The 15,878-nt window shown below is 66.2% G+C and carries 19 protein-coding genes; 7 read left to right on the forward strand and 12 right to left on the reverse strand.

All coding sequences use genetic code 11. The features are described from left to right. Window position 1: 1 nt before the first annotated feature. The gene (locus OHB12_RS09525; RefSeq protein ID WP_327118148.1) at window positions 2–196 is read right to left on the reverse strand and encodes a hypothetical protein; all 195 of its coding nucleotides are present in this window, start codon (window positions 194–196) and stop codon (window positions 2–4) included. A gap of 130 nt (window positions 197–326) precedes the next feature. Here OHB12_RS09525 and OHB12_RS09530 point away from each other — a divergent pair, with 130 nt between their 5' ends. Then, window positions 327–1,901 carry a bifunctional 3-(3-hydroxy-phenyl)propionate/3-hydroxycinnamic acid hydroxylase gene (locus OHB12_RS09530; RefSeq protein ID WP_327118150.1) on the forward strand — a complete coding sequence of 525 codons (1,575 nt, stop codon included), beginning with the start codon at window positions 327–329 and terminating at the stop codon, window positions 1,899–1,901. A gap of 410 nt (window positions 1,902–2,311) precedes the next feature. Here OHB12_RS09530 and OHB12_RS09535 read toward each other — a convergent pair whose 3' ends face one another. Next, window positions 2,312–2,767: a hypothetical protein gene (locus tag OHB12_RS09535; protein ID WP_327118152.1), complete on the reverse strand. Its 456-nt coding sequence runs from the start codon at window positions 2,765–2,767 to the stop codon at window positions 2,312–2,314. Between the two features lie 235 nt (window positions 2,768–3,002). On the opposite strand from OHB12_RS09535, the gene OHB12_RS09540 reads away from it, so the two are divergent. Further along, window positions 3,003–3,641 (forward strand): TetR/AcrR family transcriptional regulator, encoded by a 639-nt coding sequence (locus OHB12_RS09540; protein WP_327118154.1) that lies wholly within the window; start codon window positions 3,003–3,005, stop codon window positions 3,639–3,641. A gap of 56 nt (window positions 3,642–3,697) precedes the next feature. Here OHB12_RS09540 and OHB12_RS09545 read toward each other — a convergent pair whose 3' ends face one another. The 6 genes from OHB12_RS09545 to mmsB form a co-directional block, all read right to left on the reverse strand. After that, window positions 3,698–3,817 carry an FAD-dependent monooxygenase gene (locus OHB12_RS09545; protein ID WP_327118156.1) on the reverse strand — a complete coding sequence of 40 codons (120 nt, stop codon included), beginning with the start codon at window positions 3,815–3,817 and terminating at the stop codon, window positions 3,698–3,700. Further along, on the reverse strand, window positions 3,814–4,842 hold the full coding sequence (locus tag OHB12_RS09550; RefSeq protein ID WP_327118158.1) for a VOC family protein: 1,029 nt from the start codon (window positions 4,840–4,842) through the stop codon (window positions 3,814–3,816). Before OHB12_RS09550 ends, OHB12_RS09545 begins: the two co-directional genes overlap by 4 nt. Next, window positions 4,839–5,063 (reverse strand): alpha/beta fold hydrolase, encoded by a 225-nt coding sequence (locus OHB12_RS36230; protein WP_442800000.1) that lies wholly within the window; start codon window positions 5,061–5,063, stop codon window positions 4,839–4,841. Before OHB12_RS36230 ends, OHB12_RS09550 begins: the two co-directional genes overlap by 4 nt. Further along, a complete protein-coding gene (locus OHB12_RS09555; protein WP_442800080.1) occupies window positions 5,009–5,683 on the reverse strand; it encodes an alpha/beta fold hydrolase in 675 nt (224 codons plus the stop codon). The genes OHB12_RS36230 and OHB12_RS09555 overlap by 55 nt, the downstream gene beginning before the upstream one ends. Window positions 5,684–5,950: 267 nt before the next feature. Next, window positions 5,951–7,435 carry a CoA-acylating methylmalonate-semialdehyde dehydrogenase gene (locus tag OHB12_RS09560; protein ID WP_327118160.1) on the reverse strand — a complete coding sequence of 495 codons (1,485 nt, stop codon included), beginning with the start codon at window positions 7,433–7,435 and terminating at the stop codon, window positions 5,951–5,953. Between the two features lie 23 nt (window positions 7,436–7,458). Beyond that, window positions 7,459–8,352: a 3-hydroxyisobutyrate dehydrogenase gene (mmsB, locus tag OHB12_RS09565; RefSeq protein ID WP_327118162.1), complete on the reverse strand. Its 894-nt coding sequence runs from the start codon at window positions 8,350–8,352 to the stop codon at window positions 7,459–7,461. 144 nt (window positions 8,353–8,496) lie between these two features. On the opposite strand from mmsB, the gene OHB12_RS09570 reads away from it, so the two are divergent. Further along, window positions 8,497–9,453, forward strand: a complete 957-nt coding sequence (locus OHB12_RS09570; RefSeq protein ID WP_327118164.1) for a LysR family transcriptional regulator — start codon at window positions 8,497–8,499, stop codon at window positions 9,451–9,453. 104 nt (window positions 9,454–9,557) lie between these two features. Here OHB12_RS09570 and OHB12_RS09575 read toward each other — a convergent pair whose 3' ends face one another. After that, window positions 9,558–10,136 (reverse strand): HdeD family acid-resistance protein, encoded by a 579-nt coding sequence (locus OHB12_RS09575; protein WP_327118166.1) that lies wholly within the window; start codon window positions 10,134–10,136, stop codon window positions 9,558–9,560. 280 nt (window positions 10,137–10,416) lie between these two features. Between OHB12_RS09575 and OHB12_RS09580 the strand changes: the two genes are divergently transcribed. Beyond that, complete coding sequence (locus tag OHB12_RS09580; RefSeq protein WP_327118168.1) at window positions 10,417–11,403, forward strand: glycosyltransferase family 9 protein; 987 nt, start codon at window positions 10,417–10,419, stop codon at window positions 11,401–11,403. Between the two features lie 105 nt (window positions 11,404–11,508). Here OHB12_RS09580 and OHB12_RS09585 read toward each other — a convergent pair whose 3' ends face one another. Then, window positions 11,509–11,829: an ArsR/SmtB family transcription factor gene (locus tag OHB12_RS09585; protein ID WP_327118170.1), complete on the reverse strand. Its 321-nt coding sequence runs from the start codon at window positions 11,827–11,829 to the stop codon at window positions 11,509–11,511. A 184-nt stretch (window positions 11,830–12,013) separates the two neighbouring features. Here OHB12_RS09585 and OHB12_RS09590 point away from each other — a divergent pair, with 184 nt between their 5' ends. Together OHB12_RS09590 and OHB12_RS09595 are read left to right on the forward strand one after the other, a co-directional pair. Then, window positions 12,014–12,727, forward strand: coding sequence for a M23 family metallopeptidase (locus tag OHB12_RS09590; RefSeq protein ID WP_327118172.1), 714 nt, complete (start codon window positions 12,014–12,016; stop codon window positions 12,725–12,727). A gap of 278 nt (window positions 12,728–13,005) precedes the next feature. Beyond that, entirely contained in the window at window positions 13,006–14,085 is a 1,080-nt protein-coding gene (locus OHB12_RS09595) for a hypothetical protein (RefSeq protein WP_327118174.1), read from the forward strand. On the opposite strand, the gene OHB12_RS09600 is transcribed toward OHB12_RS09595, so the two are convergent. Continuing rightward, complete coding sequence (locus OHB12_RS09600; RefSeq protein ID WP_327118176.1) at window positions 14,057–14,377, reverse strand: hypothetical protein; 321 nt, start codon at window positions 14,375–14,377, stop codon at window positions 14,057–14,059. The genes OHB12_RS09595 and OHB12_RS09600 overlap by 29 nt on opposite strands. 240 nt (window positions 14,378–14,617) lie before the next feature. Between OHB12_RS09600 and OHB12_RS09605 the strand changes: the two genes are divergently transcribed. Further along, window positions 14,618–14,953: an RNA polymerase-binding protein RbpA gene (locus OHB12_RS09605; RefSeq protein ID WP_327118178.1), complete on the forward strand. Its 336-nt coding sequence runs from the start codon at window positions 14,618–14,620 to the stop codon at window positions 14,951–14,953. 78 nt (window positions 14,954–15,031) lie between these two features. On the opposite strand, the gene OHB12_RS09610 is transcribed toward OHB12_RS09605, so the two are convergent. Then, window positions 15,032–15,814, reverse strand: coding sequence for an ABC transporter permease (locus OHB12_RS09610; protein ID WP_327120968.1), 783 nt, complete (start codon window positions 15,812–15,814; stop codon window positions 15,032–15,034). Window positions 15,815–15,878 lie beyond the last annotated feature (64 nt).

A 15,878-nucleotide genomic window follows, 5' to 3' on the forward strand; every position in this document is an offset into this window, starting at 1 on the left:
GTCACACCGTAGCCTCGCGAGCCTCGCGAGCCTCGCGACGAGCACCGATGTCGAGCGCGATGTCGACGATCATGTTCTCCTGCCGGCCGACCATACCGCCACGCTCGCCAACGACCTCAACGGCGACAACGGCGATCTTGTGACGCGACTCCTCGCCGTTGACCCGGCGGCGCCGGAGTTTCATCCGGTCGGCCATTGACTCTCTCCACACTCTTGATGATTCATTGACGTTCTGATGAAATAATCATACTGTGGTGGCCGCTCCGGGAACAACCCCCAAGGTTTGCCATCCGGGTCGACAACCCCCAATGACGAGAGGTCTCGACGTGACCGTCCAGCACTCCTACGATGTCGCGATCGTCGGCTACGGCCCGGCCGGCGTGACTGCCGCGAATTTCCTCGGCCAACTGGGCGTCGAGGTCGTCGTTATCGAACGAGACGCGTCCATCTACAGCCGGGCCCGAGCGATCGCGACCGACGAGGAAGTCATCCGCATCTGGCAGCGGCTCGGTGTGGCGGAGCGCCTCAAACAGGACATGCTGACGGAAAAACCGCTCGAGTTCGTCGACCACACGGGCCGATCGTTCCTGAATTTCCTTCCCGCGCCGCGCGGCAACGGTCACCCCACGCAGTTGTTCATATACCAACCCGCACTCGAGCAGGTGCTCCGTGATGGAGTCGACCGGTGTCCGAACGTGGAAGTCCTTCTACAACATGAATGCCTGCGCACTCGTCAGGACGATAACGGTGTCGAATTGCTCATCGCCGACCTGGGTGTGGACGCCTTCAAGCGCGTTCGCGCGTCGTATGTGATCGCCGCCGACGGCGGCTCTAGCCCGACCCGAGGCCTGCTCGGGATCGGTTTCGAGGGCCGGACCTATGAGGACCGCTGGGTCGTCATCGACACCGAGGTCATCAACGAATGGCCCACCCACGATCGACTGCGCTTTCATTGCAACCCCGAACGGCCTGCCGTGGACTGCCCCACCCCACTCGGTCATCACCGCTGGGAGTTCCCCGTCCTGCCCGGTGAAGACGAAAAGGAACTCGTCACCGACACCGCCGTGTGGCGACTGCTCAACGCCCAGGGCATCACCGCCGATGAAGTCGAAATTCTGCGGGCCGTCGTCTACAGCCATCACGTCCGGTTCGCCGACCGGTGGCGCGTAGGCCGCATCTTTCTGGCCGGAGACGCCGCGCACGTCATGCCGCCGTGGATCGGGCAAGGCATGGCCGCCGGGGTTCGCGACGTGGCGAACCTGTGTTGGAAGATCGCCGCAGTGGTCACCGGTTCGCTACCCGAGAGCGTCCTCGACAGCTACGAGGTAGAGCGTCAACCGCACGTCCGCAAGGTGACCGAAGCAGCCGTTTTCTTCGGTCGCGTCATCACCGAGCGGCGTCGGCCGGTGACCGCCGCACGAAATGCCTCCTTCCGCATAGCCTTGCGGCTTCCTTTCGTCGGCGACTACCTACGCAGCGCCAAATGGTTTCCCCCCGCCCACTATGCGAAGGGGTTCCTTTCTCCGTCGAAGCATGCGGCGGTGGGGCATTTGCCGCCGCAGCCCTGGGTGCTGGATGAGGTCGGCGACCGTGGGCGACTCGACGATGTGACCGGGTCGAGGTGGCTGTTGATCCAGGTCGGAGCAGCTCGCCCCTGGCCGGAGTGGGCCGCCGCCGGCGTAGCCACGATGGAGCTCCGACCTGCGGGAATGTCGATATCCACCGGAGCCGCCGTCGATATCGACAACACCCTGATCACCTGGATGCGCCAGCACGGCGCAACAGTTCTCGCTCTGCGGCCCGACGGGTTCGTCTACGCCGCCGCCGGTGCGAACGAGATGTTGGCGCCGCCACCCGAGAGGCTGCGCGCGGCAGCTGAAATACACCGCCCAACAGCCTGATTCACCCAATCCACCGACAAGGGCGCGGCGGACAGATGCTCACCGGCAGCATGCCCAACCACAACCTGCCGCTCGCCGCGAACGCCGGGCACTGCATGTTGTCGGCATCTCATCGAGAACCGATACCGAGATGGGCATGCCCAGAATTGTTGCGACGACGAGGATTATCGCGGAGACGATAGGGGCGGTGACTGCGACGATGCCCCATTTCCTCAACAGTGTGCGCAGTCGCGAAATCGGACTGGGGGGATAATGCACATACCAGGGGCCGTACTCGGTCGGAGTGAATCCGAGCGCCGCATCCACCATGCTGTGGATGATCATGGCGCCAGTGAACCCGGCCAGCAGCACCGGACAGGTACTCACCCGCCTGGTTTTCGCTGCCATTGGACAAGCTCCTCTCACAACGGTTATCCGAGAACTATTCGGCGGTTGCGTGTTTGGTTGTCGGGCTCGATCTGCATGATGACCCGGATACGGTCAGCGAACTCCGCGGCACTCTCGTCCGAACCGGCCGACATCGCCGGCAGGACCGCAGTCCGGAGTTTTGGTCGGCAACGGTAGATATGGGAGTAATCCTGCCACTCCGACCGTGAGCCGCCGTAATAGTCCATGAATGCCAGTGCCTGCTCCGGCGACCAGTCGGGTGTCGGGTACCCGCCGATGGTGAAATGGCCGTGGTCCAGCAGCGCGGCCCGGTAGTCCGGAGGCAAGAAATGCGCGTGCAGGTCGATCCGGTACGTACCGGAGGGCGCTGGCTGCCGAGTTCGCGCGGGAGTGGCCTCGGCGATCGGCGCCGACGTTGCCGAAGCCGAGAGGCCGAGAGTTCCGGCGGCGGCACTGCCCAGAATTCGACGTCGACTCATCGTCGGGGAAGGCTGCGAAGGGAAGGCGTTCACAAAGTCTCACTTTCAAAATCCGGGAAACGGTGTGGAGAGGCCGAAGGACTGGCCGATCTCAGCGGGGTGCGGCGGACTGAGTCGACAGTGCGAGACAAGACGAAGCCGACTGTTGCGAAGACCACATCGGCCCACAGAGCGCTGTATCTGATAGTTTCCTCAGATACGATTTTCGTAACGATTTCGAATGGAAGAGGGACCGATGACCGCCGAACCCGTCACGCGCAACCGCATCGACCGGCGCCGCGAGCGCACCCGCAACGCGCTGCTGGCGGCGGCGCGTGGGTTCTTGGCGGAGGGGCGTTCCGCGGTGAGCATCCAGGAGATCACCGACGCGGCGGATGTCGGTTTCGGTTCCTTCTACAACCACTTCGAGTCCAAGGAGCAGTTGTTCGACGCGGCGGTGCGCTCGGCGCTGCAGGTCTACAGCGAGATGCGCGATGCCATCGTGGCGCTGTACGACGACCCGGCCGAGGTGTTCGCGGTCAGCTTCCGCATGACCGGCCGCCTGCAGCGGCAGGTTCCGGAGATCGTGCGGGTGGTGCTCAACTCCGGCATGTCGGTCATGCTGCGCGATGAGGGCTTGGCCCCGCGCGCCCGCCGCGACATCATGGCCGCCCAGGAAGCCGGCCGGTTCGAGCCGATGGACCCGGACATGGCGATGATGGCCGCAGGCGGGGCCCTGCTGGGGCTGCTGCAGCTGCTGGATGCCCGTCCGGACGCCGACGCCGACGCTCTGTCGGACGAGATGACCTTCCACGTGCTGCGCATGTTCGGCATGAACAAGCGGTCCGCGCAGAAGCTGACCTCCGGACCGGTGCCCCCGCAGCCGCAGTTGTGACCGACTGTCCATCACCGGATCCGGTGATGGACAGTCCTTCGTCTCGGTCACCGTCACTACTTCGGTTCGCGTTCCAGCACCAGCACGCTCACCCCACGCCGCCCCAGCAGATTCGCGAGGGTGAGCCCGGTGGGGCCGAGGCCGACGACCACCACGTCGTAGTCCGCATCGTTCATCGCGATAGTCCCCCCGCGAGCTGAGGAACAGTGATCTCCGGCGCCGCCGCGGCACGAACCGCCTGGCGGAATTGGGCGAACTTGTCCAGCACGGTCTCCCCCACGGTGGTGTGACCCCAGATGCTGATGTCCTGGTAGGTACTCGGCTCCCAAGTGGATTCGAGCTCGGGGCCGATGACCACCGGGTTCCAGCCGACCTCGAGCTCGAACCCGGACGGGGTCACGCAGTAGTAGGACAGTTCACGGTCATTGGTGTGCTGTCCGACCGACCACGCCATACGGAAACCGAGGTCGGTAACCCGCCCGAAAGAGGCGAGCATGTCGTCCAACGTCGCGGACTGGATGTTGATGTGCTGTACCCGGGTTCGGATCGGATCGATCTTGATCCCGCGGAGGTTGGCGATGGCGCTCGAGTGATGGCGCTCGTTGACCCGCAGGAACCGGATCTTCATCGTCAACCCGGAGACATTCTCATCGATATAGTCCGTCAGACGCGAATCGAACACAGTGTGGTAATAACCGCGCATCGCCTCCGGCTCGCGGGACAGGATCGCGACATGCCCCATACCCGCCTCGCCGGTTACCCACCCCGAGCTGAGCATTCGTAGCGGCTCGGGCGTGGTCACCGGAACGGTGAAGATTTCCTGCGCGATACCCTTCGGCCCAGGAAACCGCCACAACCGCTCCACGCCACGCAGGGCGGCCTCTTCCCGAGCACCTTCGATGAGCGGGACGCCACGGTCGACGATCCGGGCGACGACGCGGTCGAAGGTGTCATGGTCGTCTACATGCCAACCCAGGGCCATGACGTCCTCGGCGGAGCCGCGCTGGATGAGGAATCGGCAAGCACGGTCGTCCAATCGGAAACGCAGGCCGTCGGCCCCGAGCTCGTCCACATGCAGCCCGATGGCCTCGGCCCCGAACCGTCGCCAGTCGGTCAGCCGCGCCGACTGCGCCACGACATAGCCCAGGTGGACCGCGCCGAAGACCGATTCGCCGGTGTTGGGCCGCAGAAAGCCGTTCATGACCTCGTCGCCAGAAACGTGGTGGCCAGCGAGTTGAACAAGTCCGCACGCTCCCACTGCACCCAGTGGCCGGTGTTGGCCACCGAGTACAGGTCGCAGTTCGGCATCGCGTCCGCGAGCATGCGGCCCCCCTCCGGCCGATTCACCTTGTCCTCGGCCCCCCAGATCACCAGCGTGGGATGGGTGACCTTGCGCAGGCGCGAGTCGCGGGTGAAGTCCATCCGCCACACCGTGCGCAGGGCGAGCGGCCCGGACGGACGACGCAGCGGCGGATTCGCCACCACGTCGGGGTCGAGGCTGGCGCGGTAGCGTTCGTCGATGATCTCGTCGGTGATCGCACTCGCGTCGAACACCAGATAGTCCCTGATGAACCGCGGATGAACCGCGCGATTTTGTCCCGGCTCGGGCCGCTGTCACCGTAGTAGGCCAGCAGCTCCCGCAGGCCTTTCGTCGGCAACGCGCGGGTGGTGCCGATCCCGCCCGGCCCCATCAGGATCATGCGATCCACCTTCTCCGGCCGATCCATCGCCAGCCGCAGCGCCGCCGCACCACCGTAGGAATTGCCGACCAGATGTGCCGAGGCGACGCCGAGTTCGTCCAACAAGCCACCGACCGCCCGCGCGAGATCACCGAACGGATCGGACTGATCGATGTGTTTCGTCGACCGCCCGTAGCCGGGCAGGTCCGGCGCGATCACGCGGAAATGCTGCGCCAGCGCGTCGAGGTTGCGCGAATAGTTCGACAGGCCGGACGCGCCCGGCCCACCACCGTGCAGCAACACCACCGCTGGACCGGATCCGGTCGCACTGAAGAAGATCTCACGCGCGCCGACCCGGACCATCCGTCCGGCCACGACGCCCTTGTCGATGCTTGTCACAGCCACTACCTCCACGATCTATACTGATTAAATCATCAGTTACGATCGAACAATCCGTCAAGCAAAAATGATGAAAATGTCAGAATGTGGCGTCGGTGGTGACACAGAAGAAGAGCAATCGCAAGACGGCTGATCGGTTCGGCGCACATCGATCTTGTTCTCGGCCGGTTCTATTCCCCTGCCGCAATCCGGCTCAGTCAGCCTCACTCAGCGGGCCGGCACGCCGCTGGTTCACGCATTGCTCGGGAACCCCAGGTCGATCTGGCTTTCCGAGGCGTCCGGCCAGCGGGTCGTGACGACCTTGCTGCGCGTGTAGAAGTGGATGCTCTCGGGACCGTAGATGTGCGAGTCGCCGAACAGCGACTTCTTCCAGCCGCCGAACGAGTAGGCGCCGACCGGCACCGGAATGGGCACGTTGACGCCGACCATACCGACCTCGATGTCGAATTCGAACTCGCGGGCGGACTTGCCATCTCGAGTAAAGATCGCGACACCATTGCCGTAGGGGTTGGCATTGGTGAGCTCGACGGCATCCTCATAGGTGCCGACCCGTACCACCGAAAGGACGGGACCGAAGATCTCGTCGTCGTATACCTTCATGCCGGGCCGGACGTCGTCGATCAGGCTCACCCCGATGAAGAAGCCGTCGGAGTCGAATACCTGCTCGCGTCCGTCCACGACGACGCTCGCGCCTTCGGCGGCCGCACCGGCGACATAGGACGTAACCCGGTCCCTGGCCTCTTTACTGATCAGCGGACCCATCTCGGAGTTCGGGTCGGTGCCCGCCCCGATGCGGAGTGCACCGAGCCGCTCGGTGACCTTGCTGATCAAGCTGTCGGCGATATCGCCGACCGCCACCAGCACCGACACCGCCATGCAGCGCTCACCGGCGGATCCATAGGCCGCGGAGACGGCGGCATCGGCTGCGGCATCGAGGTCGGCGTCGGGCATGACCACCATGTGGTTCTTCGCTCCGCCGAGAGCCTGCACCCGCTTGCCGTTGCTGCTCGCACGCTGGTAGATCGCTTCCGCGATCGGGGTCGAGCCGACGAAGCTCACTGCGGCGACTTCTTTGTCGTCGATCAGCGCGTCGACAGCTTCCTTGTCGCCGTGAACCACATTGAGTACACCGTCGGGCAGACCGGCCGCACTGAATAATTCGGCAATGAAGACCGCCGCGGACGGGTCCTTCTCGCTCGGCTTGAGGATGACGGTATTGCCACAGGCGATCGCCGAGGAGACCATCCACAGCGGCACCATAGCCGGAAAATTGAACGGCGTGATACACGCGACCACACCGACGGGCTGCTTGACCTGATGAACATCGATTCCGCGCGAAACCTGCTCGGAATGCTCACCTTTCAGCAGATGTATCAACCCTGCGACGAACTCGACGTTTTCCATGCCGCGCGCGATCTCCCCCGCGGCATCGTCGAGCACCTTGCCGTGTTCGGCAGTGATGATGCGGGCCAACTCCTCCCGCCGCTCCGTCAGCAGGTGCCGGAGCCGGAAGAAGACATCCGATCGACGAGCGAGACTGGTTGCCCGCCAGGATGATCGGGCGCCCCTGGCGACCTGGACGACGTCGGCGACCTCGGCGGCCGACGCCAATCCCACCTCGGCCGTGACCGCTCCGGTGGCCGGGTCGAAGACCGGACCGGTGCGAACGCTGGAATCGACGCGTTTGCCGTTGATGTAGTGCGGAATTCGAGTCATGCTCGGTGCCTTTCGGATTCGATTCAGCCGACGGCCGGGTCGATGTGCTTGATGATCAGCGAGCAGTCACGGCCGCCTAGTCCGGTGTCGATGAGCTCCTGGAGTTGGGCCGCGACGATGGTCGCGGTGGGCAGCGGGGTGTTGGTCGACTCCCCGGCCCGCAGCGCGAGGCCGATGTCCTTGTTGGCCAGGTCTGCGGTGAAGGTGGGCGCGAATCCATTATTGGCAGCGGAGGTTTCGACGATCCCGGGAACCGGATACCAGGTGCGCAGCGCCCACGAATCAGCGGAGGAGACCGACGCCACCTTCCAGAACACCTTCGGATCCAGACCGAGGCGACCGGCGAGCACCGCACCCTCGGAGCAGGCCGCGAGGTTGATCAGCAGCATCATGTTGTTGCAGATCTTCGCGGCCTGACCGGAGGTGGCGCGGCCGGTGCGAATGATATTGCCGCTCATCGCTTCGATGATTCCGGCGGCCGTGTCCACGGCGTCCGGCTCACCACCGATCATAAAAGTCAGAGTGCCCAGCGCGGCCCCGCTGGTACCCCCGGACACCGGCGCGTCCACGAACCGGAAGCCACGCTCGCGGGCGGAGGAGTGCAGTAGCGCGGCCGAATCCATATCGATGGTCGAGCTGTCCACCAGTAGGGTCGAGGTCTCGGCATGAGCGAAAACGCCGTCCGCGCCCTGATACACGGCGAGGACGTGTTCGCCCTTGGGCAGCATGGTGAACACCGCATCCGCCCCACGCACGGCCTCGGCGATCGACGCGACGGGTATGACGCCATGTGCCGCGGCCAGGTCGAGCGCTTCGGGGTTCAAGTCATAGCCGTGGACTGTGTGCCCGTTCTTGATGAGATTCGCCGTCATCGGGGTGCCCATATGCCCGAGACCGATCCACGCGACTGTCGCCATCGCGGTGCTCCATCCTGATTCGAAGGGGAATTCTGACGTGATGTGAGCCACGCTATGGACCAGTTCAGTGAAGATCAATGCAGTTCAGCGCCCAGTTTTGCAGCAATGTGCTGCAAATTTGCAGGCATTGTGGTGAGGTTGCGCATGCCCATCACACGCAGCGCCCCGATCACCGGCCAACCCAGTCCCGACGATCTGCTGGTACTGCTGGCGGTGGCCCGGCTCGGCAAATTCTCGGCCGCGGCCGATGCGCTCGGGGTGAACTCGACGACCGCGTCGCGGCGCATCGCCGCACTCGAGAAGATCATCGGCGGGCGGGTGCTGGTGCGCGGATCCGGAGGCTGGGAGTTGACCGAACTCGGACGCGGCGCACTGGTGGTGGCCGAGGAAATCGAGAAGTCGCTGCAGCAACTGGCGACCCCGCTGCAGGCGCGCCGCGAGGGGGTCGGCGGACTGGTGCGTATCGCCGCTTCGGACGGGTTCGCCGCACATTTCGCGGTGCCCGCCCTGGCGCGGCTGCAGGAGGCCTATCCCCGGCTGTCGATCGAACTGATCAGCGCGACGCGACGCGTCCAGCAGAACAGGTCCGGCGTCGACCTCGAGATCGTCGTCGGGCGGCCGAATGTCCACCGTGCGATCGCCCGCCATCTCACCGACTACTACCTCGGTCTCTACGCGAGCGACGAATACCTCGCGCGCCACGGCAATCCGGGCAGCCTCGCCGACCTGGCCGAGCATCGCCTCGTCTACTACATCGAATCCGCGCTGCAGATCGACGAACTGGATCTGGCCGCGAAATTGCTGCCGCATCCGATGACCAGCATGCGTTCGACCAGTGTCTTCGCCCATGTCGAAGCTACCGTCGCGGCGACCGGTGTCGGCATTCTTCCGGTCTATCTGGCCGACCGGCGCCCGCAGTTACGCCGGCTGCTGCCGACCGAATTCAACGAGCGCATCTCCTACTGGACAGTGGCACGGGAGGAAGCGCTGCGCAGCAATGCCGTCCGAGCGGTGCTGGAGGCGCTGCGTGCGGAGGTCCGCACCCGCAGCCGCGAATTGCAGGGGCCCACGAAAAGTCACAACGCCACACCCAGCATGTGAACTCGTGCGCCTTCCGCCCTGGGCCGACAGTCCCGTGGACAATTCCGAAGTCAGCCAAACGGCCTGTCGGACCCCGGCGTAGGCGCTCCCCCACATCCCTTCTGTCAGGCGGCGTGGATCGCTTTGGCGTCCTTACGCACTCCGAACGCGACGATGACCTCCACGATGCCGAGCACGATCAGCCATACCCCCGCGACCAGGGTCAGCGTTGCCACCGAGCGCACCGGCCAGATGATCAGCACGACACCGGCGATCGCGGTCAGCACGCCCAAGAACGCCTCCCACCACCGGCCCGGCAACCCGGGCTCGGAGATCGCGGCCATCAGCAGCGCCACACCGCGGAACAGCCAGCCGATCCCGATCCACAGACCGAGCAGCAGGATCGAGGTCAACTCGTCGCGGAAACAGAACACGCCGATCACGATCGACAGGACACCGCTGATGAACGCCAGCACCCTGAGCCCGGCACCGGCCGGGGCACCGAAGGCCGCCACCAGCTGCAGAAAGCCGAAAACCACCAGGTAGATACCGAAGAGAATGCCCGCGGCCACCAGCGTCGGCCCCGGCCACGCCAGAATCAGGATGCCAAGGATCACCGCCAGGATGCCGCTGACCAGAATGGATTGCCACGCACTGCGGACAAGGGACTGCAGAGGACCCTCTAGCACGCTGTTCGTCGTCATAACCTGATGCTATGCCGCATCACCCGAGTTTACTGGAAATTTGCTATCAAGAATGTGGGTGCTGTGTCGCGACTGCTGCACGGCAAACGCGGTCGAGCATCGCGGTCGGTGATGCCGCGGCGGAGATGATCGACGCGGAGATGATCGGATAATGCCTTCGCGTCCACGTTTACCGCCCGACTGGTCGGGTAGTCATCCCTCAGTGACTCTCGTCGTGTGCGCCTCTGGTGTGAAAGCGGGTGGGTCGGGTTGATGAGGCTCGGGTGGCTAGGAGAAGAGGGTGGCGGTTCTGCTCGTGCTACAGGCACGCGGGCTCGGTGATCTACTCACCGCGGTCCCAGCCTTACGCGCCCTGCGCCGCGCCAAGCCGCACGACCGCATCCTCTTGGCCGCCCCGCAGCGGCTCAAGCCCGTCGTGGACTTGATCGCGTCGGTGGACACCCTGGTGCCCACCGCCGAGCTCGGCAGTCTGCGCTGGCACGAGCCCGCACCCGAACTCGCCGTCAACCTGCACGGCCCGAGCGCCGAGAGCATTGTCGCGCTGGCCAAAACGCAGCCGAAACGCGTGCTCACCTACCACAACTCGGCCTTCCCCGAGCTTCCCGGCCCCGAGTGGCAGACCGACATGCACGACGTGGACCGCTGGTGTCATCTGCTCGAATCCGACGGCATCGTCGCCGACCGCCGCAACCTCGGGCTACTCCCGCCGGTATCGACAACCAGCCGCCGCGACTGTGTTGTTGTGCACGTCGGCGCAGGGGCCCCGGCCCGCCGCTGGCCGCCGGACCGGTTCGCCGCGGTCGTCCGGCACCTACTGGTGCTCGGTCGCGAAGTCGTGCTCACCGGAGACGAGTACGAACGCGAGCTGGCGCTGAGCATCGCCGCGCGCGCCGGACTGCCCGTCAGCCGGGTACTCGCAGGCGAGCAGAACCTCATCGAGCTAGCCGCCACCATCGCCGAGGCCGCGCTGGTGATCTGCGGCGACACCGGCGTCGCGCACCTGGCCACCGCGTTCGGCACCCGCACGGTCCTGCTGTTCGGCCCGACCCCGCCGCGCTGGGGCGGGCCACCCCCGCATCTGCTGGGCAGGCACGCCGTGCTGTGGGCGGGCCAGGTCGGCGACCCGGACGCCGATACCCCCGACCCGGGCCTGCTGCGGATCGGCGTGACCGAGGTGATCACAGCGGTCGACAAGCAGCTGAACCAACGGAACATATCGAGCACGGGCGGCGACGGCCGCAGGGCGGCATATCGTCGCGTGGGGTGACCGCGCCGCCTCTCCGATGCCCCGGGATGACGGCTCGTTCGCGGGCCGGCGGACGTCGGTGCGACAGAGGTATCGTGCCCGGCTCGCGGCGAGGACCGAGGACGGTCAGGCTGTCTGATCCTCTGCAGTCTGCAGCGCCGCGGAATACGCGGCGATCGCGCTCGGCCAGAACTGTTCGAAATAGTCGCGGGCGTCGGCGAGTCCGCGCGGATCCAGGGAGTACAGCCTGCGGTTGCCATCGGGCCGCATCATGACCAGCCGGGCCGCGCGCAACACGCGCAGATGCTGCGAGACCGCGGAACCGCTCACGCCGACCACCTCCGCGAGGTCGCCGACCGAACGCGGGGCATGCGGCAGCGCTTCGAAAATCGCGCGACGGGTCGGGTCCGCCAGCGCCGAAATGGCGCGAACTCCATTAGTCGCCACTCATATAGTCTGATCAGCCAGCGTTCCGTCGGTCAACTCGGCCAGTTACGGGGTTTCCCCAGTTCGCCGTGGGAGTCGAGCTCCATCGTTACCTTCTCGTCATGCACGAACCGGGCCCTTCTCCGCCCGTGACGGTTGCCACAGGATTGCGGCACCCGCATGAGGCTCCCGTACGTTCGTTCCCATGTCCGTGACCGTTCCGTTACCTTTCCGTCGCGGCGCGCCCCGGCTCCGCCGCTACCGTGCCGTCACCCGTGTGGTTGCTGTGTCCGCAGTCGTCAGCGCCTCGATCGGCATCCTCGCCGCGGCCGAAGAGCACAAGAACGCCGACCCGTCCGCTCGCCTCGTCGCGGGCGAACTCTCCGTGGGAGAGCTCGACACCGCCGCGGGCCAGTTCCGGTCCACCGCGCTGACCCAGCGCGAAGCGCAGATGCCGCCGACGGTGCTGGACCCGGTGCTCGCGGAGCAGCACCGCATCGCGCAGGAAGCCGCCCGCCCGAAGACCGTCCGGCCCGTCGGCGGCATTCTCACCTCGAACTTCGGCACGCGCTGGGGCGCGATGCACGCCGGCCTGGACTTCGGTGACCCGCTCGGCGCACCCATCGCCTCGGTCACCGACGGCGTCGTCATCGAGGCGGGGCCCGCCTCCGGCTTCGGCCTGTGGGTGCGAGTGCAGCAGGACGACGGCACCGTGGGCGTTTACGGTCACGTCAACGACATCCTCGCGTCCGTCGGCCAGCAGGTCCGGGCGGGCGACACCATCGCGACCGTCGGCAACCGCGGCTACTCCACTGGCCCGCATCTGCACTACGAGGTCCATCTGCCCGGCAGCCAACCGATCGACCCGATGTCCTGGCTCGCCGACCGCGGCGTCGACATCCTGCGCTACCCGGCTTGACCCGAGCGCATTCGCGGGGCGATGAGGGGCCCGCGAATGCCCTCGGCAGACCGGCGACGGATACGTCGCCATCGTCGGGCCGCGAACGCAACGGCGCGTTCGCGGCCTGACCGGTGTCCGAGGCCGGCGGTGTCGCGGTACGACCATGGGCGCCACTCGGATCGGTGACGATGCGGCACGAGGGTAGCTACCGCCGCTCGCACCGATACCCGAGTACTAGACACGAATAGTGCTGCGGCGGGACGCCTTCTCCGGGCGCCGATTCCTAGTTTCGGTCTATGCCCACAACACATTTCGCCGCCGCGCTGCAGAACCGGCCGTCGGCGCCGCGGCAGCGCGCGACCGCCGCGCTCCTGGGAAAGGCGACGCAGCTGCACCGCCCGCTGATGGGGACCGTGACCGCGATGGCCGCGTTGGTGCTGTTCTCGATCGCCGCGATGATGGTCGACGACCGCACGCTGCTCGGCGAGTCGGTCTGGCTCAAGCCGATGAAGTTCGGCCTGGCGTTCTTCCTCTACAGCCTCACCCTTGCCTGGCTACTGTCGTTGCCGCACAAGGGAAATCGCGCAACATGGTGGCTCGGCACGATCTTCGCCGTGACCGGGTTCGTCGACGTCGGCTTCATCGTCCTACAGGCCGCGCGCGGCACCTTCAGCCACTTCAACACCGAGGACGACCCGGTGAATTCGATCGGTCAGCTGGTGTTCGCCTCCGGCGTGCCCGGCCTGTTCGCAGCCAACCTGGGCATCGTGCTGATCCTGTCCTGGCAGCGACTGCTGGACCGGCCCACGGCACGGGCCATCCACACCGGACTGTTGCTGGCCGTCGGCGGCATGGGGCTGGGCTACCTGATGGGCTTCACCGGCAAGCAGCTCGTCCGGGACAGCGACGGCCGGGTCGTGAAGCTGGCCGCGGGCCACACGGTCGTGCCCGACTCCTCCGACCTCGCACCGCGCGACGCCGCAGGCATGCCGATCACACACTGGAGCACTGTCGGCGGCGATCTGCGCGTTCCGCACTTCGTGGGGCTGCACGCCATCCAGGTGATGCTGCTGGCGGCCGTCGGGCTCGCCTGGCTGGCACCGCGGTACCGCTGGCTCGGCGCCGAGCGAGCCGGCGCGGCGGTTGTCGGCGTGTTGGCCCTGGGTTACACCGGTCTACTCGCCATCGTGTTCTGGCAGGCGATGCGCGCGCAACCGCTGGTCCATCCCGACGGCGCCACATGGGCGGCGTTCGGTGGACTCGTCGCAACCGTCGCGGTGTTGCTCGGTGCGGTGTACCTGTGCCACCGCGACACCGAAGCCGAGCACCATCCCACGCCGGGCACGCTCAGCGCAGGCGCTCCGCGTCGCGGGTGAGTTCGACCAGCGTCTTGCCGAGCATCGCCAGCTCGTCCGGCGTCGCGCCCTCGGCAATGGCGGTGGCGACGTCCTCGGCGGCGCAGCGAGCGGCGAACCAGCGGTCGGCCAGACCGGCGGCCTCCTGGGCGCTGAGCACCACGGAATCGTGGGGAATCCCGGTTCCCTTCAAGCTGCTGCGGTGTTCGTAGGCACGTTGGCGACAGGACTGGCGGCAGTACCGGCGACGACGGCCGGCCTCCGACTCCACGATCTCCCGCCCACACCACAGGCAGGACAAGCGGCGCGACATGACGCAGAACATTAGTGGCTCACGGCCCGTGATCGGCTCAGTGACCCCCGGGAACCGCCGCGTACCGGGCGTGGCGGGCCCAGCACGCCGGTACCACTACAATGGAACGGTTGACCGCGGCCGCGTCGGGAACTATCGGCGCAGGCCCGATCGTTAGACATAAGGTCCAGCGAGCGCGTTGCACTCGTCCTGACAAGGTCGCAGCGCACAAAGACTCGAGTACACAGGGAGAGGCACACCATGGCAGATCGCGTACTCCGGGGCAGTCGGCTCGGAGCGGTGAGCTACGAGACCGATCGCGACCACGACCTGGCTCCGCGGCGGATTGCCCGGTACCGGACCGACAACGGTGAAGAGTTCGACGTCCCGTTCGCCGACGATGCCGAGATCCCGCCGACATGGTTGTGCCGCAACGGTCAGGAGGGCATCCTGCTCGAAGGCACCAGCCAGGAGACCAAGAAGGTCAAGCCGCCCCGCACCCACTGGGACATGTTGCTGGAGCGCCGCAGCAAGGACGAGCTCGAGGAACTGCTCAAGGAACGCCTCGAACTGCTCAAGACCCGCCGCCGCGCCTGACTTGGTCCGCCGACACCGAACGGCCGCCGCGTCTTTCGATGCGGCGGCCGTTCGCTTTTCGTTGTCCTCATGCCGAGGTCAGCGACTGGCGACCTTGCGGTAGCGCAGCAGCGCCAGCGGCACGACCAGCGCGAGGATTGCCACCGAGCAGGCCACCGCGTATTCGATGCAGTGCTCGGCCGCCCAGCCGGTCGGCGGGACGAAGGTGGGTGGAGCACCATTGTCGAACAGCTTGCGGCCCGCGGCCGAGACCGCGGTGATCGGATTCCATTCGGCGATCGTGCGCAGCGGGCCCGGCAGCGTCTCGGCCGAGATGAAGGCCGACGAGATGAACGTCAGCGGGAACAGCCAGATCAGTCCGGCGCTCTGCGCCACCTCGACGGTCGGCGACACCAGGCCGGTGAGCGCGCCGACCCACGACATCGCGAACGCGAACAGCAGGATCACCGCGAACGCCAGCACGGCGGCGGCGACACCGCCGTTGATCCGCCAGCCGACGACGTACCCGCACCCGACCATCACGGCCAGGCTGAGGATGTTGACCACCAGATCCGACAGCGTGCGACCCATCAGCACGGCCAGCCGCGACATCGGCAGCGCCCGCATCCGGTCGATGATGCCCTTCTGCAGATCCCCTGCCAGGCCGACCGTGGTGAACGCCGCGTTGAACGCCACCGTCTGTGTAAAGATGCCGGCCAGCAGGAACTCACGGTACTGGCTGCCGCCCAGCGACGCGCCGAAGATGTAGGCGAACAGGAACACGAACATCAGGGGCTGGATCGTCGCGGTCACCAGCAAGGTGGGAACGCGCAGGATGGTCAGCAGGTTGCGATGGGCGACGATCGCGCTGTCGCGGAACATCCGCAGTCGTGGGCCCGAGTCCGGTGGCGCCGCAGCCGTTTTCGACTCCGCCCCCACCTGCGGG

This window comes from Nocardia sp. NBC_01730, assembly GCF_035920445.1.
GTDB lineage: Bacteria > Actinomycetota > Actinomycetes > Mycobacteriales > Mycobacteriaceae > Nocardia.

Excerpts from the sequence above, each read along its gene's own strand:
- OHB12_RS09600 (WP_327118176.1), bottom strand. The coding sequence starts at position 14,377 with ATGTCGCGCCGCTTGTCCTGCCTGTGGTGTGGGCGGGAGATCGTGGAG.
- OHB12_RS36230 (WP_442800000.1), bottom strand. The coding sequence starts at position 5,063 with ATGGACTTCACCCGCGACTCGCGCCTGCGCAAGGTCACCCATCCCACG.
- OHB12_RS09610 (WP_327120968.1), bottom strand. The coding sequence starts at position 15,814 with ATGTTCCGCGACAGCGCGATCGTCGCCCATCGCAACCTGCTGACCATC.
- OHB12_RS09540 (WP_327118154.1), top strand. The coding sequence starts at position 3,003 with ATGACCGCCGAACCCGTCACGCGCAACCGCATCGACCGGCGCCGCGAG.
- OHB12_RS09575 (WP_327118166.1), bottom strand. The coding sequence starts at position 10,136 with ATGACGACGAACAGCGTGCTAGAGGGTCCTCTGCAGTCCCTTGTCCGC.
- OHB12_RS09560 (WP_327118160.1), bottom strand. The coding sequence starts at position 7,435 with ATGACTCGAATTCCGCACTACATCAACGGCAAACGCGTCGATTCCAGC.
- OHB12_RS09590 (WP_327118172.1), top strand. The coding sequence starts at position 12,014 with ATGTCCGTGACCGTTCCGTTACCTTTCCGTCGCGGCGCGCCCCGGCTC.
- OHB12_RS09555 (WP_442800080.1), bottom strand. The coding sequence starts at position 5,683 with ATGGTCCGGGTCGGCGCGCGTGAGATCTTCTTCAGTGCGACCGGATCC.
- OHB12_RS09535 (WP_327118152.1), bottom strand. The coding sequence starts at position 2,767 with ATGAGTCGACGTCGAATTCTGGGCAGTGCCGCCGCCGGAACTCTCGGC.
- OHB12_RS09605 (WP_327118178.1), top strand. The coding sequence starts at position 14,618 with ATGGCAGATCGCGTACTCCGGGGCAGTCGGCTCGGAGCGGTGAGCTAC.
- OHB12_RS09595 (WP_327118174.1), top strand. The coding sequence starts at position 13,006 with ATGCCCACAACACATTTCGCCGCCGCGCTGCAGAACCGGCCGTCGGCG.
- OHB12_RS09550 (WP_327118158.1), bottom strand. The coding sequence starts at position 4,842 with ATGAACGGCTTTCTGCGGCCCAACACCGGCGAATCGGTCTTCGGCGCG.
- OHB12_RS09545 (WP_327118156.1), bottom strand. The coding sequence starts at position 3,817 with ATGAACGATGCGGACTACGACGTGGTGGTCGTCGGCCTCGGCCCCACC.
- mmsB (WP_327118162.1), bottom strand. The coding sequence starts at position 8,352 with ATGGCGACAGTCGCGTGGATCGGTCTCGGGCATATGGGCACCCCGATG.
- OHB12_RS09570 (WP_327118164.1), top strand. The coding sequence starts at position 8,497 with ATGCCCATCACACGCAGCGCCCCGATCACCGGCCAACCCAGTCCCGAC.
- OHB12_RS09525 (WP_327118148.1), bottom strand. The coding sequence starts at position 196 with ATGGCCGACCGGATGAAACTCCGGCGCCGCCGGGTCAACGGCGAGGAG.